The following is a 25890-nucleotide window of genomic DNA, read 5'->3' as shown; positions in this document are numbered from 1 at the left end:
CGATTACCAACGGCAAGCAGCGCGTAATGGCTTCACTGCCTGCTCCAACTGAGAAATGTTAAAGGTTATCTGGTTACCATTACTGCCCGTAATGCTCACCCGTTCGCTGTTCATCAGGCGCTTGATTTCGTCGATACCCGGTAAGCCCCGGCTGGATTCCCATAGGTAGCCCTGTTCCCGCACGAACCATTCCGTTCGGAACTCCGTTCTGTCTGTTTCTACGGTAACCGCCCCGGACTCCACCGGTTTAGGCAACGCCACCTGCAAACGGGTGATGCTGTCAATGCAACTCAGCATTAAGACCGGACGTGGCGGCGGTACACCAATCGCCGGCGTGGTTAAGATGATGGGGGTCGTGCCATTTTCTCCCTGCGTCACAATGAAACGGGTGGAGTAATCGCTGCGTTTCATCTCCTGTTCCATCGCTTTCCGCCACGAAGGCCCCATATTTTCGATAGGAATGCGTACCGTTTTGAACTTGAGGTTGTTCAATGCACTGTCATAACATGCCAGCCGGATGAGCGGAGACGGCTCAAAGCGGCATTTATACAGTTCATCCACGTTCTGCTTTTCCTGTTCTGCCGCAATAGATTCCGTTAGTTTCACCGTTTCCGTTGATTGTATGCCCTCCGCAAACTTGGGGTTCCCTGTCAATGAAGCGAGCAATGAACTGATAATTAAAACAATATTCATAATCTACACCCGTATTTAGCCAGTTTGTAAACCAACGTCCGTTGGGGAATGCCCAAACTTTGTGCTATCAATCTGGTATCGCTGCCAAACTGACGCTGACGTTGAACCAACACGGCACTTTCAAATTCTTCTATGGCCTTTGGCAGATTATCGATATGACTGTAATCCACGGAGATACTGCTGACCGCCGCCGATTTTTTCGATTCACTCAGGGAAGCCAGCAATTCATCCAATTGTTTTTCTTTTTGACGTTGAACCTGAAAAACCTGGTGGATTTGGCGTAACTGTCCGCGCAGTTGTTCGAGTTCCTGCAATTTTTTCAGGCGATGCTGCATAACATGGCAATAAATGCCGAACATGTTTTCATTGTTAGTGAAAAGGTGGACATTTTCGGCAAAGATGGCAATCACACCACAAGCCCGCCCATTGCAGTCAAACAGCGGTATGCTGTATAGCCCGCAGTTATGCGGCAGCTCTGCAATAAACGTGCGGAAATGCGGATCGTCAAGGCGTGCCCCGTGGTTGAGGGAATCCCAAACCACCGGGCTCCCCTTACGCAGTACCTGTATTAACGGGTTATTGACGTCATCAATGTCTACTTGCAACCGGCGCGAATTGGTTTGCTGAAGCGCCGGTAAGTTGTAGCATTCCAACCTGTTTTCATTGATGTTAAGCAGGAAAACCAACAGGGCATCAAAACGCGAGCTATGGCTGACCTGCAAAAAATGATCAACCAGTTGTTCTATAGTGTCATCTTCCAATAACGCTAACGCGCTTTTCAGCCGCTGTTTCATTATTCTGCCTCCTCAACCTCTGCCCGGAATTCATGCTCAGCCACGGTTAAGCGAATCGCTTTGATGGCGGCTCCCGCAGCCATTTTCTGCAACAGCAGCAGGGAAACCGGCGGTAGCAATGCGCCATCAATAATGGATTCCAGCATACGGGCACCATTTTCTGCACGGGTAGCCCGTTGCAGGATCTCTTCGGATACATCATCGCTGATAGTGACTTCCGCGTTGAAACGCTGAGTCAACAGGGTATCCAGCCGAGCCAGTTTGCCCTGAATGATCGTTTTCAGCGTTTCATGACCCAGCGGCAGATAAGGGATGACTTCCATCCGTGCCAACAGTGCCGGCTTGAAGAATGCCGCCAGTTCCGGGTAAAGCTGGTCGTTGATCTGCTCTGGTTGTTCTGCATGATCGACGATAGTCTGATAACCCAGATTCGACGTCAGGAAGAACACGACGTTTTTACAGTCGATGATGCGCCCTTCTCCATCCGCCAGTTCCCCTTTGTCGAAAGCCTGATAGAACAGGTTCAGAACGTCCGGGTGGGCTTTCTCCACTTCATCCAGCAAGACCACTGAGTACGGTTTCTGACGAATAGCTTCGGTCAATACGCCACCTTCGCCATATCCCACGTAGCCCGGCGGTGAACCAATCAAGCGGGAAACGGTGTGTTTTTCCTGAAATTCGGACATGTTGATAGTCGTCAGGTATTGACGGCCACCGAACATCAGCTCCGCAATCTGCAAAACGGTTTCGGTTTTCCCGACACCACTTGGCCCAACCAACAGGAAAGCACCAAGCGGACGTCCCGGACGACGCAAATCAGCACGGGCGGTCAGTAAGTGTTTATGCAGGCACTGAATCGCCATCGTCTGCCCTTTGATGTTTTGTCCCAGGTGAGTAGGCAGTTCAGTCACAATGGCTAATTCGCTTTGTGACAGGCGGTTCAATGGCACGCCAGTCCATTCAGCGATCACCGATGCGATCTGGGTTTTGTCCACATGGGGGGAAACCAGGGTTTGTTGCTGCTGGAGTTCCGCCAGCTTTGTGTTGAGGACGGCCAGTTTTTCGATCTGCGATTGTTCTTCCGCGGTTGCTGTATCCACTCTATCCGCAATGTCAGACTCCGCAATGTCAGACTCCGCAGTGTCAGATTGCGTTTCAACGGGCGCATCATCAGCCAGCAACTGGCTGCGCAGTTCGATGATTTGTTTCACCAGCGTCTGCTGTTCTTGCCAGCAACTTTCCAGCATGGTGAGCTGTGCCTGAACCTCTTCCTGCTGGTTTTGCAACGCGTCTAATCGTTCAGCATGAACGTTCAGCCCCATGCGTTGCTCTCTTGCCAGTACGTCGATTTCCATTTGTATCTGGTGCAATTCTGTCGTCAACGCAGAGATCTGACGCGGTGGTGATGTCAGGTTGATGGCCACACGAGCACAGGCAGTATCCAGTACATCAATGGCTTTGTCCGGCAGTTGACGGCCGGAAAGATAACGGTCACTCAATAGCGCGGACGCTTTCAGTGCTTCATCATCAATCAGAACGCCATGCGCCTTCTCATAAATGGCACGCAGGCCACGCATGATAACGGTCGCCTCGTCTGCCGTTGGTTCAGAAACCTTCACCAGCTGGAAACGACGGGACAGGGCAGCGTCTTTTTCAAAATATTTTTTGTACTCGCTCCATGTGGTGGCCGCGATCGTTTTCAGTTCACCACGCGCCAGCGCCGGTTTAAGCAGGTTGGAGATATCCAGCCCTCCCGCCTGGTTGCCGGCGCCGATCAGGGTGTGAGCTTCATCAATAAACAGGATGATGGGTTTTGGCGACTGGCTGATTTCCGCCATGATGCCTTTGAAGCGTTTTTCAAATTCCCCTTTGACCGCGGCTCCGGCCTGCAATGCACCCAGATCCAGGGTCATCAGTTCGCTATCGCGCAATTTATCCGGTACGCGATCGTGAATAATGCGCAGCGCCAGTCCTTCGATCAGCGCACTTTTACCCACGCCCGCTTCACCCACGACGATGGGATTGTTTTTGCGGCGGCGGCAAAGAATGTCAATCATCAGATCGATTTCATTATCGCGGCACAAAACCGGGTCCAGCTTACCCTGACGAGCCTGATCGGTCATGTTCTGGGTAAAGCGTGCCAGCAAGCTGTCGCTGTTGGCCGGATGGACGCCCTGCCCGTCTTTATCACTGGCGGCAAGTGGCTGCTCAGCCGAACCATTTGTCCATTCAACGAAGTTCTGGCGCAATAACTCGCGGTTGATACCTGCCAATAAACGCGCACTTTGTGGCGCCAGATAACGCAGCGGGCTGAACAGTAATGCGATCAGCATCACTCCACTGCGCAGCTCGCTGTGTTGCATCTCTGTAGAAGCCAGCAGCCAGCTATCCTGTAACCATTCCACCAGCATGGGGGAAAAATTGGGGTAATTTTGTACAATCGATTGATGGTGTGTGATGATCTGATCAAGTTGTTCTTTCAGCAGATCGTTGTCGATGTCTGCTTTACTTAGAATCAACCGCACGTCACTCAGTGGCGTATCGATCATTTGCCGCAGTAATTGTGCAACCGTGATTTCAGGTTGTTGCTGACTGACGCAAGATGCCGCGGCTGACTCCAGTGCATGACGGGTTATCGGGTTTAAACGATTTACAAGGGTGGGCAGATCAATCTGGATCATGGCGACTTCCTATCTTAATAAGTTATTTAGCTGCTTTAATATGTCTTGGGTTTGATCACCGAGGCGAATGGCATAAAAGCTGTAAATAGCCACCAATAAGCCCACGCTAATGCAGAACAGGTGCTTGATCGTCCACCGTCTGCTCAGGCGATAACGCGCGTCACTTTCGTTAATATTGACATACAGCGTGGTCGGTGGTGTCTCCCCACGCAGTGCGTGAAGTTGTTGCTGTAAGCGACGGAACAAACGCTCAAAATCATCACTTTTTTGGGTGCTGACTTTGTAGCGTCCGCGATACCCCAGACAGAGGCAGAGAAAAATAAACTCCAGCAAGTGCTGATAGCGCTGAGCCTCTCCCATCAGGCGTTCAAGCAATACAAAGACCTTCTCACCTCCCCAGGTTTCATTGTGGAAGTGCACCAAGAGTGATTGCTTTAACCAGCCATTCTGACTGTTCCAGCCGTGCCCCAATGCGGTTTCATCAATGAAGGTGCACAGTACGTAACGGAATGACACAATCGCACCGGGTTCATAGCCTTTGGTTTGCAGGTACTGCTCAATCGCCCGGATATCCGTCACCACCTGTTGATAAAGTTTGTCTGGCAGTGCCTGATCATTCATATCCTGCAAACGCAAAACCATCCCCAACAAAGGAGTGGCGGCATCGATCATGGGATTGAGGCTTTCACCACGCAACGGTAGCTGGTACTGACGCTGAAACGTTTTCACTGTGTCAGATTTTTCCAGCGACAGACTGTCAACATTGATATCGCTCATGATTATTCCTTACCACCCCTGATCGCCCAGAGCTGCATATCTAAGTCCGGGAAATCCCCTGATACGTGGAATGCGATGGAATTTCCTTGCTGGATCTCCTTCCATGCCGGACTCTTCTGATCCAGGCGGAAATAGGTATATCCAGAGTGATACGGCAACTGGCGAGGCGCTGCGGACAGGGCAATCAGAGGAACGCCCGGCAGCTGAACGCTGACCAGATCGCGGATCCTTTCCATTGAGGTCACTTTGGTCTGCTGGACGAACTGACGACGTAACTGTTCTTGCGGCGTGCTGGCACTGATTGCCAAAACAAATTCCGCTTTGCGCAACAGGTCATTATCATGGAGCGTTGCCACACGAATGCCACCTTCGTTCTGTTTCAGGGCAATCGATGTTGCACGAGGAGTCAGTACGACGTTCAGCGCATCACGGATCGAATGCATCGCATCCTGGAAAGTGTCTGTCAGGTTATTATGGTCATAGGTCAGCATATTCCCCGGCAAGCGACTCGCATCGGTGAACGTTCTCAGCTCACCACAAGTCTGGAGCAACTCGGTATATAAATGCAGTGGGTGCAGAACGGTTTGTTTTGCATAATGGTTGAACAACGGCTGAACACGGTTAAGCAGTTGCAGCATCATAAACTCCGCCACATCCGCAACCCCTTGCTGACCCGGTGAACCAATACGTTTAGCTAATGTTCTGGAACGTTCAGTCAGCAGCCCGTCGATTTCCACCATGAAACGCTTGAGTTTGTCGGCGACGAAAATGGATAAACAGGTTGGGATGAATTCTTCATCCAGTACAATTTTGCCATCTTTTTGTTTTTCCAGAATGCGGCATACGGGGATAGACGTGTAAGCGCTCATATCCTCGGAACCTTGCATCAGAACGGGGGTCAGTTGTGCAAGCTCCAGTGCTGAGGAGTCTCCCCCCTTGGTATGCAGGTCACGGACATCCGTCGGCAATTTCCGGTAACGCACCGCGCTCTGAGTGTCTGCATCCAGATCTGCAATTTCCCGAATGGTTTCGCTGGACATCGGTAATGCCAGATAAATATCTTTGCTTTTCAGGTCATTAATATTTTCGATATCCAGTGGTTTTGGCAGCAAATCCTGACCCGGCGCAGAAAAAACGGTGCCATCCGGCATAATACCGCTGGCTTCGGTAATGCCGATACGTCCCAGTTTAAGCAAATCATCATTGATACTCAGGGAGCTAAAACCGTGAGCATAAGGCGTCAAGATGGAAACAAGGCTGTGAGCCAGATAATCAATGTGTTTTTGTTGTTGCTGAAAATGTTGTGGCTTGATGAATAATCCTTCGTGCCAAATCACCCGATTTTTACCCGGCATGATTACTCCTCCTCTCTTCTAAGTTCGACGTCGTTATTTCTGACATGCACCAAGATGTGATAATGGCGGCCGATGTCTTTTACTCGGATGATCTTTTTCCATTCAGATTGATTTGCATCTGCATAGTGAACGATGACACCGATGTAACGGTTTTTCTTTTCCAGTGTGATGGCTTCCAGAGGCTTATATTGCCCCGGCAGCAGGGTGTAATCCTGATGATCGAGATAGTTTTTCCCCAGTGCCTTTTCGAGTTTGTCGCTGACAAGCTGGTCATAATCAGCCGCCAGAAAACGTGAATCTTCACTGAGATAAACCAAATTCATCTCAACAGGCGCCGCTTCACCGCTGGCATTAGGGTTGATGTCGGGTTCGGCTAACAATGTTATGTTGGCAACAGAAGCCTGTTCATCGGGTTTACCTACCGGCGTGGAAGGGTCCCAGATAACCTGCCCCACTTTTTTTGTTGCGTTCCATGCACTGCTACAGCCGTTCAACAACATCACTGACAGCAATAAAATCCCTACCGCCCAAACACGGCGACTAGCGGAATGTGTCATTGCTGGATTCCTCCAAGCCCTGACGCAATGCGCGGTCATAAGCTTGTTCATAAACCTCGCGGAATAATTTTTCGAATCCCTGCTGGCGGCTGGACGCAAGCTCACGGTAATAATTGGTGTACATTTCCCAGGCCCAGGAAGCATCTTGGTTTCTGACTTCGTTGCTACGACGATAATGAGAGAAACGACGGAGTAATTGCTCTGGGGAAAAAGCGTCCAACATGGTGTTCAGCGCGGCAGAAATGGCAATTTGGTTAGCCTGATAGTGCAGTTTCAGGTTTTGCAGACTTTCTGCTACCGCTGCCGGTGCGGAGAGATGTACCGGGCTTTTCTGATCAGAGAACATCACCTGCATGGTGGTGTCATAATCCATGTTCAGGCGCAGTGGGTTATCTTCAATAGGACGAAGCTGTTTATCACGTAATCCATGTTGTTCACGCTGAAGCGCCAATAGCCCTTCAATGGCCGCTTTCATGGCTTTACCCATCTCTTGCAGAAAATCATTCGCCTGCTGGCTGTCTTGCAACGGCAAACGCGCTTCCAGTCCCCGCATCAGGGGCGTAATAGCAACATGGTCAACATCCATATTTTCGTACTGCCTAGCGGAATCGATGTCCGGTAAATCAAGGAACTCCTGATCCATAACACTGCCTCGGTTATCAGAAATAGGGTTAGCAAATGGGGGGGATAAGTCATGATCCGGGGGTAAAAGCTGTTCCGTGTCATCGGCCTCCACCTGAGGTTTCAACGTCGTCAGGCTCTCGCTATCCAGTACCCGCAGTGGATCATCACTGAAACGGTGCATCACCGTCGGCGCAATGCTTTCATCGCGGGCAAATAGCGATTTTTGCGCGGGTATGCCTTCCATCATGGCATCCAGTGGGTTGCTATAGCTGGATACCAGTGATTCAGGAGATATCGTTGAGGGATCTACGCGATCGGTTTCAGAGAAACTGATATGGATCTTGATCGTCAAATTCCCCATTTTGATTTGATCGCCTTGTTGCAAGAGGATCAAACCCGATTCAGGGGGCAGCATTGCACTGTTGATCTGCACGAATTCAGACAGTACTTGCAGGCAGAATGCCCCGTCCTGCCATTTGATAGCGAATTGCGATGGGGGAATATTGCCCTGCTGATCCTGCACGGACCACAGATGGCTTTCACTGCTACCGACCGTGCCGCCCTGTACCGAAAACTGGCAATTGGCGGATTTACCACTTTCTAGCTGTTCACTATTTAGCACCCGCAGTGAAAGGGTGGGTTGATGTTTTTCCATAGTCGTTATTCCATAACTGAAATTGTGACAAAGGGTTTCTTGTCCGGTTCGCCGAGAAAACTGGTCCACCCCAGATGATTATTCTGCTTCGCCCCCAATACCATGCCACTGACCTGATTTTCAGCCAGACCAAGCCGCAGTTCCCAGGCGAACTGGCTGCGCATGACAAAAGAAATGAACATCACCAATGGGAGATAATTCTTGCCGTCAGGCAGGAATGAGAGAAACCGATCACGCGTCAAGTTGTTGATGCTGAGAAGGAATTTTCCACTGTAATCCCCGACCCAGGAGCCGATGGTGAAGTTGCGCCCCAATACGGACAGTTCAGGATCACTGATTTTCTGTCCCTTATTGGTTCCTCCCAGCCGATTCTGTTGAGCCTCTGGAACAGCCACTTTCCGGAATTGCCAGCCGTGCAACGTGACGTCCTGCAAATCAAAACAGTGGGAAACAAGGCTACATATCACTTCCGGTGAACGGCCGGGGCTGGCCAGTAATCCGGCATATGCCAACATTTTGCTGTGATTAATGTTCAGCATCCGGCGGTTGACATCACTGCCTAACCCGACAAGGGAGAACATACGTTGGGAAAAGTTATCTTCTCCCCCTGGTTTAAAACAGATGTAATAGCGGTATTTCCGCCAAATCTGATGCAGGAGCGTAATTAAACGATGGTTGAAAAGGTTGAGAAAATCCGTCAGGCGATTTTCCCCTTGAGCATCTTCCCATGCCAGTGAATCCAGGTAATAACCCGGCATCGGCGACTGGCTGCCATGCAATCCCATGAAGGACACTTCCAGTTCGAAGTACCCCTTCTTGGATTGCGTCAGTGAGATGACATCACGAGTCGGAAAAGCCAGACTGGCACTGGAACGGAAACGGACGGATTCCAAATCAGGACGATCTGTTTCCCCGGTTTTATCCCACGCTACCGCCAGCTGATTGAGCAATTCAACTAACTGGTAAAAGTTATACCGTGAGATGTCCAATGCCAGCGGTGTGGCAGATTCCTGCTCAGTGATTACATCAACGAGTGTTGACCTATCTGTACCGGCCATTCATAACATTCCTGATTATCTAAATTGATTACCTTCAACATATGAAAAGCGTTGACGCTGGCATACAGTGAGAAAAACCGAGACAAAATCGTACTGAATAGATAAAGCTCACCTTCCGAACTGAATGCCTGTTGCCGGATATATAAGGTTGAACGCAATCCACGCACAGGCAGACCCCGGAATAAGCGATCTGTCGGCTCTGTTTCAATCCTCTCAATGGCATCAAGCCGTTTCTGCGATGACCGCTTGGATTGTCGATTATGAATGCTTGGGAAGTCGTAGGTACGCAGCACCTGTTTCAGTGCATCTTTATCCAGCAAGGACATATAGTTAAGTGACATATTTGACAGCAATGACCAGTGCAATCCGCCGTCCAGCAGAGGATAAAGTGGCACTGATGGGCGCGTGATATTGCGGAATGTGGCAAATGTCGGGCTGCCGATTGACGGATAATTAATGTCGCCAACACGTAGCGCCAAAGGTAATTCCCGGTTGGTACAGGTTAATCTGATCGAAACATTTTCTTTCAGTTTGAGCCTGAGCAAATCTGACTCATCGCCCCGTACAAATGAGATGAAATGTTCCAGCCCCCGACGGAAGGGCGACTCTTTCACCCGCAGACGGTAATAACGCATTGAATGTACATCGTCGGTATCCATTTGATGGTTGAAACTTTCAAACGGGGTATAAATTCGTTCACCCAGACGGGCACGACTGCGTTCGCCATTTTCACCGGTGAGCCAACTTTCTACGCTATCGACAGAAAAAATGTCGTAGTTATCAGGAAAGCTATAACTGGCTTTCAATGGATATTCAGTCTGGCTACCATTGAGTTCAATCGCTTCGCTGTCCGTGGGGAACAGGTTGATTGCCGGTGTACAGTGCAGACGGAAAGTGTCATGACGAATTTTGGCTTCAGGTGGCAGCGCCTGAGAAAAATGTAAATTCAGTTTGAAATTTTTAGTTTTGAGATTGTCAGGCAATTGCGGAAAGCCTTTCACATCAAAGAACAGGAAACTTTCTGCAAAACAGAAGTATTCCTGCAAAATGCGATATCCCATATAGGCATTTTTCGGGTACGGCAATAACGCATCTTCCCGTTCAAATCCCACCGGCACAAAATCAAAATCCGGCAGAGGAATGATGGTATCCCCGACCACCAATTCGGCTTTTCTAAAGTAGTAACAGATCCAGAAATAGAGCTGGGACGTTGTATAGTTATCACCACTCAGATAGAAGCGCAGCTTACCCAGATCCAATTCATGCAGATCCAGTTCCGTTTTCGACGCAAAATTCAGGTTGATAATCCCGGTTTCATTACTGTTATTGACGGTGATATCACGGATAGAAAACGGAAACAGCCAAACATCACGGCAAAGGGTAAAAGTACAACGGCCGTGATCCTCTTTTTTGCCACCTGATTTTTCGTCTGAATAAATATCATCTTGAGTTGCCAGCGTATGACTCATAATCTGCGTGCCACGCTTAACCTGCGTCGCTTTCGTCACAACACTCTCATCAGGGGTATATTCGATGATGGTCATGCTGGGCGTCGGACGCAAATAGTTCGGCCAAAGCATATTGAGCAGACCGTGGGTCAATTCAGGGAACTGATCATCAATCTTTGCCCGCAGATTACCCGTCAGGAAGGCAAAACCTTCAAGCAAACGTTCAACGTCGGGGTCAGATCCTTGTTCTGACAAAAATGCAGCAAGATGAGGACGTTCAACGGCGGCTTCTTTTCCCAGTTGCCGCAGATAGTTCAGCTCATCTCTGAAATATTTTTCAAATGACATTTATTGAGTTCGCTCCAGGCAATAGCGCCGGTTGTTATCTAACTGGATGCTAAATTCCACAAGATCGTTGATCTCATCCAGAGAGATTTCAGCACTGATATGAAAGCTCAACAGCAACGGATCTGAATCATCATGAATGGCACTGACAGAAACCGCTGATATTCTTGGCTCATAATTTCTGATGCACTCTTCAATCGCCCATTCGATATTTTGCTTGAAATCCACCGATGTCGCGGTCGCATCATTCAGATCAATCACCCCTAATTCAACCGCACTCTGGCAGGCACCGGGACGGGAATTCAGCACTTCATTCAAATGCTTCTTGATAGAATCAAGCAATGCACGCATCCTTGATTGACGGGAAGAGCCGGAGCTCTTCCCTTGAATGCGCTCAAACAGACTGGCAGAGCTGCCTCTGTTCCAACTGTACAGCGCAGCCATGATTATTCCTTATCCAAACGTCCAACCAGAGACAGTTCGAAACTGGCACCCATATATTTGAAGTGCGGGCGAACTTGCATTGCAACCTGATACCAGCCTGGATCGCCTTCAACGTCCAGCACCTTGATCTCAGCAGCACGCAGAGGACGACGACTACGAACGTCAGTCGGTGGGTTTTCCTGATCAGCAATGTACTGTTTCAGCCACATGTTCAGTTCGCGCTCCAGATCCTGGCGCTCTTTCCAGGAGCCGATCTGTTCACGCTGCAACACTTTGATGTAGTGAGCCAGACGGTTGATGATGAACATATAAGGAAGCTGAGTGCCCAACTTATAGTTGGTTTCCGCGATTTTCCCTTCACGGGTATTCGGGAATACTTTGGGTTTTTGCACTGAGTTTGCAGAGAAGAATGCCGCGTTATCGCTACCTTTACGCATGGTCAAGGTGATAAAGCCTTCTTCTGCTAATTCGAATTCACGACGGTCAGTGACCAGCACTTCCGTTGGGATCTTCGCCTGAACCTGACCCATTGCTTCGTACAGATGAACAGGCAGATCGCTGACAGCACCACCGCTTTGTGGGCCGATGATGTTCGGACACCAGCGATATTTAGCAAAACTGTCAGTCAGGCAACCCGCCAACAGGTATGCGGTATTACCCCACAGGAAATGTTCATGATCACGGCTGACATTTTCCTGATAGTTGAAGTTTTTGATGGGGTTTTCAACTGTGGAATAAGGCAGACGCAACAAGAAACGAGGAGCAGTCAGACCTAAGTAACGTGAATCTTCAGACTCACGCAGTACACGCCATTTTGTATGTGAAGGGCCTTCGAAGACAGACTTCAGATCTTTAATGGCTGGCAGTTCAGTAAAGCTGTTAATGCCAAAGAATTCAGGTGAAACAGAGGAGAGGAATGGCGCATGAGCCATCGCACCCACTGAACTGACATACTGCATCAATTTGATATCAGGCGTGGTGTTACTGAACGCGTAGTTACCGATGACGGCTGCAACCGGTTCACCACCGAATTGACCGTAACCTGCGGAATAAACGTGTTTGTAGAAGCCGGACTGAATAATCTCAGGGGAGAATTCGAAATCCTCCAGCAATTCATCTTTCGTCGCATGAATAATGTTGATTCTGATGTTTTCGCGGAAATCAGTACGATCCACCAGGATTTTCAGTGAACGCCAAGAAGATTCCAGTTCCTGGAACGGCTTTGCGTGCAGAATTTCATCCATCTGCTCACTGAGTTTTTTATCCAGCTCAACGATCATTTTATCAACGAGCAATTTGTTGATGGGTTCTTCGTTAGAGCCGGTATCCAGAATGCTACCGATAAACGCAGCAACACCTTGCTTAGCAATATAATAGCCGTCATTTTCCGGGGTCATTCTCGCTTGAGACATAATCTCATCAAGCAGGGAGGTTGTTGCGCCAGAAGCAATAGCGGTGCCGTTTTCTTCGTGCTGAGCCATTTAAAAATTCCTTTAACCAGTTATTTTTTATTGACGATTTCAAGTTCTTTCAGGAGTTGCTCACGAACGGATTCATCATCCAGCAGTGACTGCAAGCGAGCACGAAATGCTGGGATATTTCCCAATGGGCCTTTTAGTGCAACTAATGCCTCACGCAGTTCAAGCAGTTTTTTTAATTCGGGGACTTTCTTCGCGACGTTATCGGGTGAAAAATCACTCAGTGATTTTATTTCCAGATTAACCGGTAAATCTTCTTCACTTTTTTCATCGAGGCGGTTAGGGACATTAAAAGTCAAGTTGATGTTTGCCTCATTCATGACGGCATTAAAATTATTCTTATTGATAGAAACGGTTGGCCGTTCTTCAATGGGCGTATCTTCGCTTTTTCCTTTCAAGTCACCAACAACCAACAGATTCAGAGGTAATTCTACTTCTGCTGTCTGATCACCCGTATTAGGAACATACTTAATATTAATTCTTTCTTTCGGAGCTACGCTACCTGGACTATTCTTACTCATATTTGAATCCTTTGGCTAATACAACCATGAACTGTCTAACAACCCATTATTGGTGAGAGAATGTTTCCAATGTTTACTCATTTAACAAATACAGAACATCTCCCTAAAAAAACAGAAAAAGAAGATAATTCTATTTGTCGGCATGAATAGGGCTATATCAACATATAGTTAAATGATCAGACATGCCCTATCCATTCGTGGAAATAGCATCGATATTAAAAATCGTCGACTTCGAGTTTGACATTTTATTTTTTTGATGTAAAGCCTAAACACAAATTGATAACGTCCTCTATTCTCGCTTTTAATCTATTTATTGCAATTCACAGAAAATTATAAACATTTTTCCCTCTAAAAATGGAGAAAAGTTTGGTTTTACCCTTTGTATGAGTATGCAACTTCATTCCCTATATATGGGATGAAAAATAGTCCCCATCCTTCAATCGAATAAAATACAACCATCAAAATTCGCGTTAATTATGCGCATCAATATCATTTTTTATTTTATCTTGATTAATTATGTTTCATAACAATCTCAATTATTTTCATTTTTTTGATCTAGGTAACACTTTTTAAATGATCATAAAAAATAGTTCAACAATAAAAATAAATCAATTATATATCAATAAGTTAAAATAACAACAACATCGCCGCTCATTTTTAAGACAGTTAAATAATCTTATTTTTTATAAAAAAACAGCGATAAATTTCATAACGGCAATGATTATAAAATTTTTATTTGTCATTGAATGAGCGCGTATGTTGCATTTTCCAAATGACTTTGCATGAGACAATTTCAGCTTTATTATTCGCCCCGAGTGTTTGGTAAGCGATAATTCCTGGTGATAAATAAATGGAATTATCACGTAGGAAATGAACGAACACTTACACTAATATTGGTAAATTTTTATAGGATATTCATATGCCAACTCCATGTTATATTTCTATCAATGGTAAAACTCAGGGTAATATTACCGCTGGCGCATTCACTGCTGAATCCGTAGGTAATATCTTTGTTCAAGGCCACGAAGACGAAATGCTGGTTCAAGAATTTGACCACATTGTTACTGTTCCAACTGATCCACAGTCAGGACAGCCTTCTGGCCAGCGTGCGCATAAACCATTCCGCTTTACCGTTGCATTAAATAAAGCCGTTCCTCTGCTTTATAACGCATTGGCTTCTGGTGAAATGCTGACAACAGTAGAATTGAAATGGTACCGCACTTCAATCGAAGGTAAACAAGAGCATTTCTTCTCCACTAAACTGGTTGATGCCACTATCGTTGATATCGATTGCAAAATGCCACACTGCCAAGATCCTGCGAAATCTGAATTCACTCAGTTAGTTCGTGTTTCTCTTTCTTACCGTAAGATTGAGTGGGAACACACAACTGCAGGTACTTCTGGTGCTGACGACTGGCGCGCGCCAATTGTTGCTTAATCGCTTATTTATTAAGTATTAAGTAATCACCTTTCAGCCAATGAATCTTATTCATTGGCTGAATCACCATCAGAGATATCTTGAATTCCCTGCCAATTTACATTAATTCCTCTTTTCCCCTCCTATATTGACGTTTCTGATTTATTCCCGTTGTCAGTTTTTTATCCCGTCATTATTTGTGCCATAAATAAATATGAAAACATTTATCATTGTTATGTGTAATTAATAAACAAACCATCCCAGCAATGAAGAAACTCGCTTTCTTATATTTTGGCTGATCTTCTGTTTATTGCCATGCATCAAAATGACATAAGTTAAATTTATACATGAAAAATTCAAAACAGGGTGAAACAACTCAATTCTTTTTATTATTATGCTGAGATATTGATTAACAAAAAATTAAATCCCGCTGACTGACCATCCGGTATTTAATCCATAACTAAAATGCCTTGTTATAAATAACTAAACTAAATTTATAACTATAAATGATAGTACGGAACAAAATACCGTCATTAATCAGAGCAACATAAAATATTTTCTATGTTCTAATGCATGATTCATAAACCAGGATGTTGAACTCTAACCCAACAAGATACATTTTCCATCAACTATTTATCATTTGGGTATTTCCATGATTAACAGGACGACCATTTTCATCTTATTCTGTCTTTCATTGCCGGCGGGGGCATCGTCCGATGCGCTTAATTCCACTTTTCCGGCAATCAATGACTCTTTCTCGACAGATGAGACAAGAAGAACCCTACAGGATAGTTCACGGGAAATAGACCAACTCATTGAAGAACGACGTCATCAAGGATTGATAAATCGCACCAACAGCACGTCACGACAAACAGTTTCACCAATGCTGGTGGAAGCACCACCTTGTCTGGCCATCAACGGGGTTTATCTCCAAGGAATCACCTTACTCTCGTTGAAGGATCTGAATACACTCAGCGCCTTGCCCGATAGCTGTATCACCAGTAATAGCATCAATCAGCTATCAGCGGAAATCACCAATCTTTATATTGCTAAAGGCTACATTACCGCGCGGGTACAATTTATCCCGCCCAACGCAAATGGCGAATTGGGGATCAATATCGTTGAAGGCTTTGTCGAAGCGATAGAAGGAAGTGACCGTTGGGTGAACAGCCAGACACTGTTCCCGGGTGTAATAAAGAAGCCTCTCAATCTAAACCAACTTGATCAAGGGCTGGATCAAGCTAATCGTCTGCAATCGAACAAAACAACGCTTGATATTCTACCGGGTACGGTCAATGGCGGCTCCATCGTCAGACTACATAATCGGCATTCTTCTCCGTGGAAAATCACTACCACAACCGATAATTATGGGCAAAAAAGCACCGGGAAATGGATCACGCGACTCAATGCCAGCGTTGATAGCCCATTAGGATTATCTGATTTTGTGAGTCTCACCGGCAGCAGTACCATTGATAAACCTGATACGCAATACCAACGCGCTTATACCCTGATCTATTCTCTCCCTTATGGCGCAATGACGTTCAGCGGATTTAATAGCTATTCCCAATATACCAGCCACCCCCATTTACACATAACCTCCGTCAAACTGAATGGAAATTCACAACAAACAGGGCTACGTACCGATTGGGTTTTCCATCGTAATCAAACGCAAATCAGCACATTAAACAGCCAGTTTGTTTATAAAAATTACCGGAACTATTTCATCGACCGCAAAGTTTCGATCAACAGTCAGACATTAAGTGTGCTCGAACTGGGGATGAACCATTTACAACTCATCCCTTCAGGACTGATCACCGTCAACATCAGCGTTGAGAAGGGAATGCCATGGTTTGATGCCGAAACGGCAACCGCCGATCTCAATAAACGATTTACCAAAGGGAAGTTGTCGGCAAATTTACAGCAGCGTTTCACACTCTTGTCGATACCTTACCGATTGAATAGCCAGTTTTACGCTCAGTACAGTCAAAGTGGGCTACCGGGTATTGAGTGGCTCAATGTTGCCGATCGTTATGCCGTGCGGGGGATCAGCAAAAATGCGTTATCAGCAGATAATGGCTGGTATTGGCGCAATACCCTTTCTCACGTCATTCCCATTTCCACCGGCTCACTGTCACTCCACACGGGGATAGACTTTGGGCAAGTTAAAGGCCACCACAGTCAGGATGGCTGGAACAGCAGCATCGGATTGAGTGCCGGCCTGACTTTACGTTATCAGAATCTGTTTGCGGACGTTGAAGTAAGCCGGGGCAAATTATTCTCTCATCAAAATAGGCACACGGATGAACCTATACAACTGTTAACCCGTTTTTCTTACACTTTTTAGTTTTTTTGACCTATTTGATGTTTTTTTAACCGCAGCTTGTTCTGGGGATAATCCCCAGGACACTGTACATGGCAGTAAAAAAGTAGATAAAGGTAATTATATGAAAATTAAAGGATTTAAATTATCTCCAACGGGAAGACTGGCCGCATCGATGGCCATTATCCTGGCAACCTGCTCAGTCAGTTTTGCCAATGGTATTACGCCTGGTGGCGATGCCGAACACCGCCCGGATGTTATTCAGGCAGACACGGGGGCAACCGTGGTGAATATCGTTGCGCCTTCCGCGTCAGGGTTATCCCATAACCAATATCAGGATTTTAATGTCGATCCGACAGGGGTGGTGTTAAATAACGCCCTGGAAGATGGCACATCCCAACTGGCAGGCCAATTGTCTGCTAACAGCAACCTGAACGGGCAGGCTGCCAGTGTGATCTTAAATGAAGTGATTAGCCGTAACCCTTCGTTCTTGCTCGGAAAACAGGAAATATTTGGCATAGCCGCCGATTACGTGCTGGCAAATCCCAACGGCATCACCTGTAACGGCTGTGGTTTTATTAATACGACGCAGGCATCACTGGTTGTTGGTAACCCGCTGGTGGAGGATGGGAAGCTACAAGGTTTCAACACCTTTGATAATCAGAACAGCCTGAATATCAGACAAAATGGCCTGTCTCACACGGATGTTCTGAATTTGATTGCCCCCAAGATTGACAACCATGGCCAGGTGGTCACAGTCAAAAATCTCAATATCATCACCGGGAATAATCAGATTTCGGCCGATGGCAGCGTGTTAGCCTCTCAACAAGCCAATCCTGGTACACTCGACAGCTATTATTTTGGCAGTATGCAGGCCGGACGCATTCGTCTGCTGAATACAGCCGAAGGAAGCGGCGTCAATTTACAGGGTAAAATGACGGCCGATGATAGCATTGACATTGAATCTCACGGTGATGTGAAGCTGGAAGCCGCGACGCTAACAGGCGGGGATATCGCTTTACGGGGCAACAATCTCTTTTCTCAAGGCCGCTTGCATCAGTCTTTATCCAACACCAAGGGCAGTGATAATCGCCAGAGTACCTTCAGTGGCGTTTATATCGAAAAAAAACAGATCAGTGAATCTGTCTCCCGTACCCAATTGACCGGTAAGCATATCACGCTGATTGCGAAACAAAACAACCATGTGATGGCAACGGATATTGACGGCGATAATGTCGAACTGATCGGCGCTAATCTGAAGCTGGATGGGCAACAGCTGCACCAGCTTGATCATTACACTGACAATCAATGGAAAATGTTCTGGCAATATACTTTCGCCAATAAAAATAAAAAGGCTCAGTACGAAGGTAATACCGTCAACGCCCGTGGCAAGGTGGTACTCACTGCCCAGGAAGGCAATGCAGAAATACTTGGCAGCAAAATCAAAGCCGGAGACACATTGTCTATCTCTGCCCCGAACAAAGCGGTGAAACTGGCCGGGCTGGTGGAAGCAGAAGAAAGCTCAGAGAAAGGATATAAAAAACGCCATTCGGCCTCCTTGCAAACAGGCTACTGGAACGAATCCAAGACGACCCAAAGCAGCACGGGCAATGAGCTGAGTTCAGGGGGGGTTTTAGGCATCCGAGCCGGCGAAAATGCGGATATTGTTGGAACGCGCCTCCACTCAGGCAAGGATCTGATTATTTCTGCTGGTCAACAAGTCAATATTACGGTTCAATCCCTTGTCGATGGTCAAAGTCTGGTGAAAGATCAAACATCTTTGGGCGGTATGCTCGGTGGCAGCCAGAAAGATAACCACGATAAATCAGAAACGCATCGTATTTCCGACATCACGTCTGACGAGCATGTGTTTTTGACTGGTCTCAATGGCGTCACCATTACAGGGAGTAAAGTCAACGCGCAAAAAGGGGCTTATGTCGAAGCCAATGAAGGGCAACTCACTATTGATAATGCAGTCAGCCATACTTATCAAAATGTGGATGAAAGAAAGGGAACGATCTTTAATATCACCAAAAATACCCACCAAAAACACGACAAGCAGCAGCAATCTTCCGGCAGCCATTTGGTTTCCGAAGCAGATTTGAAATTAATCAGTAATAAAGATATTAATGTCATCGGCAGTCTGGTAAAAAGTGCCGGTGAACTGCAATTGCAAACGTCAGACAATATCAACATCCTGAATTATGGTGAGAAAAACCAGAATCAACAGGAAAAAACCAACCTTGACTGGAAATACTACGCTAAGGAGATGCAAGATAAACAATATCGTGCGGGGGTAGGCTTTGAACATGTGACCGACAAACAGAACGTTGAAAGTACCACACAGCGTCCATCAGAGCTGACCGGGGGCAACCTGGGGATCAATGCCAGCAAAAATGTCACCGTCACTGGCTCCAAATTGGTCACCACTCAGGGTGATGCAACAATTACCGGGGATAACATTGCGTTGCTGGCCGGCGAAAACAGCACGTCAACCTCAACCTCTCAAGAAAAACTGAATAACAGCGTGTTTGCCACTGGCGGCATGGACAAGTTTGGCACCGGTGTTGAAGGTCACTACAGCAACAATGGGCAATCCCAGAACCAGACCACAGCCGTCGTGGCTAAAACCGACGTCAATGGCAGCCTTGCGTTACACGCAGGAGGGGAGTTGAAGCAACAGGGGACGGAGCATCAAGTACACGGTACCTATCAGGCCAATGCCGGTAATATAAAAAATGTGGCAACAGCCAATACCGAGTCCAGCTCAACCCATCAATTACAAGTTGGGGGTGAGATCAGTGGGACTGCCGATTACAGCGCAACGACCCGCCCGGTAGAAAAAACCGCTAAGGCCGCCGCAGATAAGAAACTGGATACATCCATCACGAAGACTGGCTTACCCAATGCAGGTATTGAACTGGCGATGAATGGTAACAGCCATGACACCAATAAGCATCAGTCCGATGCAGTGGTGACGACCATCAAGGCTGGCGATATCAACGTCACCACCACTGGCGACGTCTACGATCAAGGTACGCAATATCAAGCGAATAAAGGCGGAGTTTCGCTAACGGCCGGCAGTCATACCAGTGAAACCGCATACAACCACCAAAGCACGCACACGTCTGATACTACCGGTAATGCCAGCCTGCGGGTTCACACGACAACGGGAGCAGATATCACCGTCAGTGGTCAAGGTCATGGTCGCTATCAGGAAACCACTGACAAAAATTCCAACGCCGTAACCGGCAGCATCAATGCCCAAAATGGCATCAATACCCAGGTCACCAGAGATGCACGCTACCAGGGAACGTCAATGAATGCGGGCAACGGTTCAGCCAACGTCAATGCGGGTGGCAATATCCAATTCCAGCAAGCCAACAACCGCAATGAACAAAGCAGCAATGGCTACAATGGTGAAATGTCCCTGACCGTAGGAACTAAACCTGATGGCAAGAATTTCAGTGGGAGTCTCGGTGGGGGTTATCACACCAATGAGAAACAGCACACCACCGCTCAAACCGGTCATCTGACGGGGAAACAGGGTGTAAATCTGAATGCTGGCAATCATCTGACCTTACAAGGCACCGACGTGTCCGGTAAACAGGTGGATTTGACCGCACAGCAGGGCAAAATCGAACTAACGTCTGCGCAAGAGACTGTCAACGAGAATGGCTGGAACGTTGGCGCTAAAGCGCAAGGCGGCATGTCTTCTACTGCGCGTAAAAGTGAAGGAGGGGGTTCGGCCACAGAGGCGGATAACAAAATTATCGACAGCAAATATAACATCGGGGGTGAAGTGAAATTCGGTGTTAACCAGTTGGATAAAACCACTCACCGTAATACTCATATTTCTGGTGGTCATGTCACCCTGACCAGTACAGGAAACACCTCACTCAAAGGCGTTAATGTGACTGCCGATCAGGTCACGGGCAACGTTGGCGGTCATTTTAATGTCGAAAGCCTCAAAGACAGCACTCATAGCCTGAATACAGCGCTGGATGCGGGTCTGGGTTACAGTAAAACGGTCAAAGGCGATAATCCGGCGAAAATAACGCCATCGGCAGATGCCAACAATACCAAAACCGGCAGTGAAGCCCCTAGTTTGAAAGATCAATTGTCCGCTGCTTTCAAGGGGTTTAAGGGTAAATTCAACGGTAATTACGATACCCTCGACCAAGAAACCGTTGGTCAGCAAACAACATTGACCGGTGCTCAAAGCGTGAATCTGGATGTTTCTGGCACAACGTCTCTGGCAGGCAGCAAAATTGACAGCGCACAAGGATCTGTCTCACTGAATACCCAGCAGATTAATCAACATGCTGTGGCAGGCTATGACAGAGGTAAAAATTTAGGCATTAACGTCCCAGACTCGATGGCAAGTCTGGCTGTCACTGCCCAAAAAGATATTTTCTCCGGTAAAGTGCCTTTTGTGAAAAATGAGCACCACGATACCGAGATATCCCCTGTGCACAGTGAAGTGAAAGGTCGCCAATTAGACTGATTATCATGATCAACGCATAATCTTCTTACGGTAGCCAAAAAAGGCTACCGTACTGCTTTAAACGACGTTCAGTGCCGGATATCTTAAGTGCTATCTTTAAAGGCATGACCAGATTTAGGGGAGATGTAATGCCAAGTGATCATGAAAAAAAAGAACAACTCAAGATCGGGAAACGTTTCACACGTATTCCTGTCATCGCCCACTTCATCAGGGCAGCACAACGCTTTAACGACCGAATGGGCAGCCAGTTTGGGGCTGCTATCACCTATTTCTCATTTCTATCCTTAATCCCCATTCTGATGCTCTCTTTTGCCATCGCGGGTTTTGTGTTGGCTTCCAACCCAGATTTGCTTACCCGCTTAATCAATAGCATCGCCAATAGCATCAGCGATCCCGCTCTCGCCGGCACACTGAAAAACAGCGTAGACACGGCAGTCAGTCAAAGAACAACCGTGGGATTGACGGGGTTAGCTATCGCACTTTATTCCGGTGTCAACTGGGTCAGCAACTTACGCGAAGCGATACTCGCCCAATCTCGTGACGTTTGGGAACGCCATCATGAAGATAAAGAGAAAATCTATTCTCAGTATATTCGCGACTTTTTCTCTCTATTTGGTCTGCTTTTTGCGTTAATTATCACCCTTTCGCTGACATCCATTGCCGGCTCTGCCCAGGCTTCCATCGTCCATGCCCTCGGGCTGGAAGGGATAGAATGGTTACGCCCGGCATGGACATCCATTGGCATGACCATTTCCATTTCAGCCAATTATTTGCTATTCCTATGGATATTGTGGATTTTGCCGCGCCATCGCCCTGAAAGAAAAGCGCTATTCAAAGGCACGTTAATCGCCGCCATTGGATTTGAAGCGATCAAATATATGATGACCATGATGCTGCCACGCCTTGCCAGCTCTCCTTCTGGTGCTGCTTTCGGCTCAGTGATTGGCTTAATGGCATTCTTCTATTTCTTCGCCCGCCTGACGCTGTTTTGCGCCGCATGGATTGCAACCGCAGAAGAGAAGAAAAATGATTAAATATCAATAAATAAAACGGTTTTTTTTGGCTGTACCCACTTGTGATATAACAACCCTAAAAGGAGTCATTTTTATGCCATTTGTGAACATCAGAATTACCCGTGAAGGTGCGACCGCTGAGCAGAAAAAGCAACTAATTGAAGGTGCAACTCAATTGTTAGTGGATGTGCTTGGCAAAAACCCGGCAACCACCTTTGTCATTATCGATGAAGTTGAAACGGATAACTGGGGAATTGGGGGTAAAAATGTGACGGAGTTAAGGGCAGCGGCGAAGAAGTAATCCCGGCGCTTCATTATCAAGGGCAGATCCCTCTGCCCTTTAATCCTACGGAAAGCTATCCCGGGTAACCCACAAAATATCAACCACCGCTGGCGATCATAAACCGGTTTTTCGTCTGCAATTTATTTTGGGTGGCGGGTTCACATCGCAATCGTGCATTATCTTCAATATCATACTATAGAATAAAAATTAATAGATAAAATGCCATCAAACTAATTATAACGCAGGCAACAAGATTGCGGATAAAAAAAGCAAACAATGCCGTCAGCAATGCACCCCATAAATAAGCATTATTAGGAAATGATCTTAATTCCCCGTGTTCCATTAAAATAATTGGGCCACAAATCGCGATTAGCAAACAAGGTGCAGAATATTTTAACGACTCTTGAATTATTTTAGGCAATTTTATTGGCATTTTTGGTTCTAAAAACACATAACGATTAAAAAATATAATTCCACCTAAAATCAAAATCAAAAACCAACTCATGCTGGCTCCTTTATTAATCTTGAAATAAATACTGAAAAAAACATACCACCGATGCCAGAAATAATGATAGCGCCTTCAATATGAAAATAAGACAATAACATGGATGAAATTAATGAAAAACAAACACCACACAATACGCTGATTTTTTTGATCATAGGAACAATGATGGTGATAAAAGTAGCAATGATAGAAAAATCAAGATGATAGTCTGCCAGGTTTGGAATTTTTGACGCCATCAATATGCCTATCAAGCTGAATAGATTCCAACATAAATAAAAACACAGACCCGCCCCAATGAGGTAACTTGAAGTTAAAGGTTGTTTTTTATTCTTGGCACAACTGAGTGCAAATAATTCATCCGTCAATAAAAACCCTATTGGTATACGGCGGTGAATTTTAAATTTGGCGACATATTCACGTAATGTTAATCCATAAAGAAAATGCTGTGACGTAATGAAAAAAATAGAAATAATAATACTGATAATACTCGCACCGGATGACAATAATCCCAGCGTCACTAATTGAGCGGCACCAGCAAATAAGATCACCGACATACCGATGCTTTGTCCAACCGTTAAACCCGATTGGATCGCCATTGAACCAGCAAGTATCCCCCAGGGGATGACAGAGAGACAAAGGGGTATCATATTGTACATGCCAGACCAAAACTCTCGCCAGGGGGAATTTATCGTATGAGGCGTTTGAGGTTTAACAATCGCGTTATCGTCCATTTCATTTATACCGTTATTATTATTAATTTCCAGGCAACAAAATATATCAATGCGTTCCTGACATGGCTAGTTTTTCATGCAGGGTATAATATATTCATTGCCTCTCATATCCGGATATGATGAATTCCCTTTGTCAGTTGCAAGCCGGATATTCACGCCAGTTTACATCTCTATTCCCCATCTTTTGCCATTTCAGGCGCTTTCGGCTTCTCTGGCAGTGGTCCCGGTCGCATAATCTGGTTAAAGCTGTTTTTAATTTCATTCACATCTACTGGCGCTTCGCCTTTGGGTTGCACCAGAATAAAAGAGATCTCTTGAGACAGCATCTCTTGCAAGTTTTTATTCAACAGCTGGGGGGTCAGAGAGGCTAAAAACGCCTGTCTCAATCGCTGAAATTGTTCAGGGGCGATATCTATCACGTTATTTTGTTGCGATAACAAACGTTGATTAATCAAAACATCCGTATCTGTACGGGCATACATGGCAAATAGCTGCTGGAGCTGATTACGATTCTGAGCATAGAGTTCATCAAATTGTTCCTGCGGTAATCCGCTTTCACGCAATGATGACAATTCAGACGCTAAATAAAGCGCAGAATCCTTCAGCTTATCATTCGGCACATCCAGATTTAATGAGCAATTCGCCCGCTGGTAGAGTACCCGACAATCCAGCCCCAGATGCATGTCATTCTGCTTTTCTTGCAGCCCCAATTGCAGATAACGATAAAGTGCCTCACGCGCCAGGTCATTCAGCCAGTACTGAATCAGCGTCTGCGAATCGTTAATCGGCAGCCAGTTCAGACTCCAGGTTAAAGAGAGGCGATCCTGTTTGGCTTTATCACTGACGACGCTAATGGTATCTGCTTTCAATGGCAACAATGTTGGCACGGAAACCGGTGTCTGCCGTCTGCCTGCCAATGACGAAAATGCCCGGTTAATCTGCTCTGACACTAATCGACTATCAACATGCCCCGCGATATACAGGGTGATCGCATCTGGCGTATACCATTGACGATAAAAATTTTCGATTTTCTTCACATCCACCGGGATTGATACCGGCATACCAGGATCATGATCGATAAGTGTCGAACCTTGCAGTCGCATACGCCATACGGGATCTTGGGTATCAGCGGGAAAAGTTGTGACAGGATGCTCCCCTTCTTTCATCGCCTGCGCCAATGTTTCTGGTGTAAACACTGCCCCACCCGCAATGTCGGATAACCATATTAATGCGTCTTGTAACAGATCCGGACGATTATTCGGTAAGCTCAGGCTATAAAGGGTGAAATCATATGACACAATGGCAGGAGGTAACGGGTTTTTAGTCTCTATGATGTTGTGCCACAAATTTTCCAATTTCTGCGAGGATAAATCCTTACTGCTGGACAAAACAATTTTAGGAATAAGGTAAGTATAGCCACGTTGTCGGTTTTTCTCGGCCAAAGAACCGGTTTTTACCAATAACCGCAACTGTATTCTGTCATTAGGTCGTTGTGGTGTTTGCAGAAGCTGCCAACTGAATCCATTGTCAAGTTTACCTTGTTGCCAGGCCGGATCAGGCTGCAAAGTTTCAGCCTGTACCAAACAAGTCGTCGCCAGAATCGCACCACCCATAAGATACCCGATTTTGTTGCACAGCATGCTTACTTACCCCTACCTGTTTAATTTTATCCTGCAAAACCTAA

The 25890-nt window shown here is 46.4% G+C and carries 20 protein-coding genes; 5 read left to right on the top strand and 15 right to left on the bottom strand.

Annotated features, from left to right (window positions below; translation table 11 throughout):
* Positions 1–3 precede the first annotated feature (3 nt).
* Genes vasI through tssB form a run of 12 tightly spaced genes read right to left on the bottom strand, consistent with a single transcriptional unit; the run spans position 4 to position 13430 of the window.
* Positions 4–693, bottom strand: a complete 690-nt coding sequence (gene vasI, locus XPG1_RS01035; RefSeq protein WP_045957435.1) for a type VI secretion system-associated protein VasI — start codon at positions 691–693, stop codon at positions 4–6.
* Positions 690–1487, bottom strand: coding sequence for a Fis family transcriptional regulator (locus tag XPG1_RS01030; protein WP_045957434.1), 798 nt, complete (start codon positions 1485–1487; stop codon positions 690–692). Before XPG1_RS01030 ends, vasI begins: the two co-directional genes overlap by 4 nt.
* Positions 1487–4168 carry a type VI secretion system ATPase TssH gene (gene tssH / locus XPG1_RS01025; RefSeq protein ID WP_045957433.1) on the bottom strand — a complete coding sequence of 894 codons (2682 nt, stop codon included), beginning with the start codon at positions 4166–4168 and terminating at the stop codon, positions 1487–1489. The genes XPG1_RS01030 and tssH overlap by 1 nt, the downstream gene beginning before the upstream one ends.
* A 9-nt stretch (positions 4169–4177) precedes the next feature.
* A complete protein-coding gene (gene icmH, locus XPG1_RS01020) occupies positions 4178–4945 on the bottom strand; it encodes a type IVB secretion system protein IcmH/DotU (RefSeq protein WP_045957432.1) in 768 nt (255 codons plus the stop codon).
* A gap of 2 nt (positions 4946–4947) precedes the next feature.
* On the bottom strand, positions 4948–6300 hold the full coding sequence (gene tssK, locus XPG1_RS01015; RefSeq protein WP_045957431.1) for a type VI secretion system baseplate subunit TssK: 1353 nt from the start codon (positions 6298–6300) through the stop codon (positions 4948–4950).
* Positions 6301–6302: 2 nt separating this feature from the next.
* Positions 6303–6857 (bottom strand): type VI secretion system lipoprotein TssJ, encoded by a 555-nt coding sequence (tssJ, locus tag XPG1_RS01010; RefSeq protein WP_045957430.1) that lies wholly within the window; start codon positions 6855–6857, stop codon positions 6303–6305.
* Complete coding sequence (gene tagH / locus XPG1_RS01005; RefSeq protein WP_045957429.1) at positions 6841–8136, bottom strand: type VI secretion system-associated FHA domain protein TagH; 1296 nt, start codon at positions 8134–8136, stop codon at positions 6841–6843. The genes tssJ and tagH overlap by 17 nt, the downstream gene beginning before the upstream one ends.
* A gap of 5 nt (positions 8137–8141) precedes the next feature.
* Positions 8142–9194 (bottom strand): type VI secretion system baseplate subunit TssG, encoded by a 1053-nt coding sequence (gene tssG, locus XPG1_RS01000; RefSeq protein WP_045957428.1) that lies wholly within the window; start codon positions 9192–9194, stop codon positions 8142–8144.
* The gene (gene tssF, locus XPG1_RS00995; protein ID WP_045957427.1) at positions 9158–10990 is read right to left on the bottom strand and encodes a type VI secretion system baseplate subunit TssF; all 1833 of its coding nucleotides are present in this window, start codon (positions 10988–10990) and stop codon (positions 9158–9160) included. The genes tssG and tssF overlap by 37 nt, the downstream gene beginning before the upstream one ends.
* Complete coding sequence (gene tssE, locus XPG1_RS00990) at positions 10991–11431, bottom strand: type VI secretion system baseplate subunit TssE (protein ID WP_045957426.1); 441 nt, start codon at positions 11429–11431, stop codon at positions 10991–10993.
* Positions 11432–11433: 2 nt separating this feature from the next.
* Positions 11434–12912 (bottom strand): type VI secretion system contractile sheath large subunit, encoded by a 1479-nt coding sequence (tssC, locus tag XPG1_RS00985; protein ID WP_045957425.1) that lies wholly within the window; start codon positions 12910–12912, stop codon positions 11434–11436.
* Positions 12913–12932: 20 nt separating this feature from the next.
* Positions 12933–13430 (bottom strand): type VI secretion system contractile sheath small subunit, encoded by a 498-nt coding sequence (gene tssB, locus XPG1_RS00980; RefSeq protein ID WP_045957424.1) that lies wholly within the window; start codon positions 13428–13430, stop codon positions 12933–12935.
* Positions 13431–14349: 919 nt separating this feature from the next.
* Between tssB and XPG1_RS00975 the strand changes: the two genes are divergently transcribed.
* The 5 genes from XPG1_RS00975 to XPG1_RS00955 all read left to right on the top strand — a co-directional run bounded on the left by XPG1_RS00975 (position 14350) and on the right by XPG1_RS00955 (position 22988).
* The gene (locus XPG1_RS00975; protein WP_045957423.1) at positions 14350–14868 is read left to right on the top strand and encodes an Hcp family type VI secretion system effector; all 519 of its coding nucleotides are present in this window, start codon (positions 14350–14352) and stop codon (positions 14866–14868) included.
* Between the two features lie 631 nt (positions 14869–15499).
* A complete protein-coding gene (locus XPG1_RS00970) occupies positions 15500–17191 on the top strand; it encodes a ShlB/FhaC/HecB family hemolysin secretion/activation protein (protein WP_045957422.1) in 1692 nt (563 codons plus the stop codon).
* Positions 17192–17291: 100 nt separating this feature from the next.
* Complete coding sequence (locus XPG1_RS00965; protein WP_045957421.1) at positions 17292–21674, top strand: hemagglutinin repeat-containing protein; 4383 nt, start codon at positions 17292–17294, stop codon at positions 21672–21674.
* A 128-nt stretch (positions 21675–21802) separates the two neighbouring features.
* Positions 21803–22708 (top strand): inner membrane protein YhjD, encoded by a 906-nt coding sequence (gene yhjD, locus XPG1_RS00960; RefSeq protein WP_269450578.1) that lies wholly within the window; start codon positions 21803–21805, stop codon positions 22706–22708.
* A gap of 73 nt (positions 22709–22781) precedes the next feature.
* Positions 22782–22988, top strand: coding sequence for a 2-hydroxymuconate tautomerase family protein (locus tag XPG1_RS00955; protein WP_045957420.1), 207 nt, complete (start codon positions 22782–22784; stop codon positions 22986–22988).
* A gap of 175 nt (positions 22989–23163) precedes the next feature.
* Here XPG1_RS00955 and XPG1_RS00950 read toward each other — a convergent pair whose 3' ends face one another.
* The 3 genes from XPG1_RS00950 to XPG1_RS00940 all read right to left on the bottom strand — a co-directional run bounded on the left by XPG1_RS00950 (position 23164) and on the right by XPG1_RS00940 (position 25846).
* A complete protein-coding gene (locus XPG1_RS00950) occupies positions 23164–23475 on the bottom strand; it encodes an AzlD domain-containing protein (protein WP_045957419.1) in 312 nt (103 codons plus the stop codon).
* The gene (locus XPG1_RS00945) at positions 23472–24206 is read right to left on the bottom strand and encodes an AzlC family ABC transporter permease (protein WP_084717243.1); all 735 of its coding nucleotides are present in this window, start codon (positions 24204–24206) and stop codon (positions 23472–23474) included. The genes XPG1_RS00950 and XPG1_RS00945 overlap by 4 nt, the downstream gene beginning before the upstream one ends.
* A 170-nt stretch (positions 24207–24376) precedes the next feature.
* A complete protein-coding gene (locus XPG1_RS00940; protein WP_045957418.1) occupies positions 24377–25846 on the bottom strand; it encodes a M16 family metallopeptidase in 1470 nt (489 codons plus the stop codon).
* Between the last annotated feature and the right edge of the window lie 44 nt (positions 25847–25890).

The sequence above is a fragment of the Xenorhabdus poinarii G6 genome (assembly GCF_000968175.1).
Taxonomy (GTDB): Bacteria; Pseudomonadota; Gammaproteobacteria; order Enterobacterales; family Enterobacteriaceae; genus Xenorhabdus; species Xenorhabdus poinarii.
The sequence above is the reverse complement of the archived record's forward strand: the minus strand, read 5'-3'. Positions and strand labels throughout refer to the sequence as shown.

Bases quoted from the DNA above. Each gene is read 5' to 3' on its own strand.
- vasI (WP_045957435.1), bottom strand. From the start codon at position 693: ATGAATATTGTTTTAATTATCAGTTCATTGCTCGCTTCATTGACAGGG.
- tssE (WP_045957426.1), bottom strand. From the start codon at position 11,431: ATGGCTGCGCTGTACAGTTGGAACAGAGGCAGCTCTGCCAGTCTGTTT.
- tssG (WP_045957428.1), bottom strand. From the start codon at position 9,194: ATGGCCGGTACAGATAGGTCAACACTCGTTGATGTAATCACTGAGCAG.
- XPG1_RS00965 (WP_045957421.1), top strand. From the start codon at position 17,292: ATGAAAATTAAAGGATTTAAATTATCTCCAACGGGAAGACTGGCCGCA.
- tssB (WP_045957424.1), bottom strand. From the start codon at position 13,430: ATGAGTAAGAATAGTCCAGGTAGCGTAGCTCCGAAAGAAAGAATTAAT.
- XPG1_RS00975 (WP_045957423.1), top strand. From the start codon at position 14,350: ATGCCAACTCCATGTTATATTTCTATCAATGGTAAAACTCAGGGTAAT.
- yhjD (WP_269450578.1), top strand. From the start codon at position 21,803: ATGCCAAGTGATCATGAAAAAAAAGAACAACTCAAGATCGGGAAACGT.
- XPG1_RS00970 (WP_045957422.1), top strand. From the start codon at position 15,500: ATGATTAACAGGACGACCATTTTCATCTTATTCTGTCTTTCATTGCCG.
- tagH (WP_045957429.1), bottom strand. From the start codon at position 8,136: ATGGAAAAACATCAACCCACCCTTTCACTGCGGGTGCTAAATAGTGAA.
- XPG1_RS00950 (WP_045957419.1), bottom strand. From the start codon at position 23,475: ATGAGTTGGTTTTTGATTTTGATTTTAGGTGGAATTATATTTTTTAAT.
- tssF (WP_045957427.1), bottom strand. From the start codon at position 10,990: ATGTCATTTGAAAAATATTTCAGAGATGAGCTGAACTATCTGCGGCAA.
- icmH (WP_045957432.1), bottom strand. From the start codon at position 4,945: ATGAGCGATATCAATGTTGACAGTCTGTCGCTGGAAAAATCTGACACA.
- tssK (WP_045957431.1), bottom strand. From the start codon at position 6,300: ATGCCGGGTAAAAATCGGGTGATTTGGCACGAAGGATTATTCATCAAG.
- XPG1_RS00955 (WP_045957420.1), top strand. From the start codon at position 22,782: ATGCCATTTGTGAACATCAGAATTACCCGTGAAGGTGCGACCGCTGAG.
- XPG1_RS01030 (WP_045957434.1), bottom strand. From the start codon at position 1,487: ATGAAACAGCGGCTGAAAAGCGCGTTAGCGTTATTGGAAGATGACACT.
- XPG1_RS00940 (WP_045957418.1), bottom strand. From the start codon at position 25,846: ATGCTGTGCAACAAAATCGGGTATCTTATGGGTGGTGCGATTCTGGCG.
- tssH (WP_045957433.1), bottom strand. From the start codon at position 4,168: ATGATCCAGATTGATCTGCCCACCCTTGTAAATCGTTTAAACCCGATA.
- tssJ (WP_045957430.1), bottom strand. From the start codon at position 6,857: ATGACACATTCCGCTAGTCGCCGTGTTTGGGCGGTAGGGATTTTATTG.
- XPG1_RS00945 (WP_084717243.1), bottom strand. From the start codon at position 24,206: ATGGACGATAACGCGATTGTTAAACCTCAAACGCCTCATACGATAAAT.
- tssC (WP_045957425.1), bottom strand. From the start codon at position 12,912: ATGGCTCAGCACGAAGAAAACGGCACCGCTATTGCTTCTGGCGCAACA.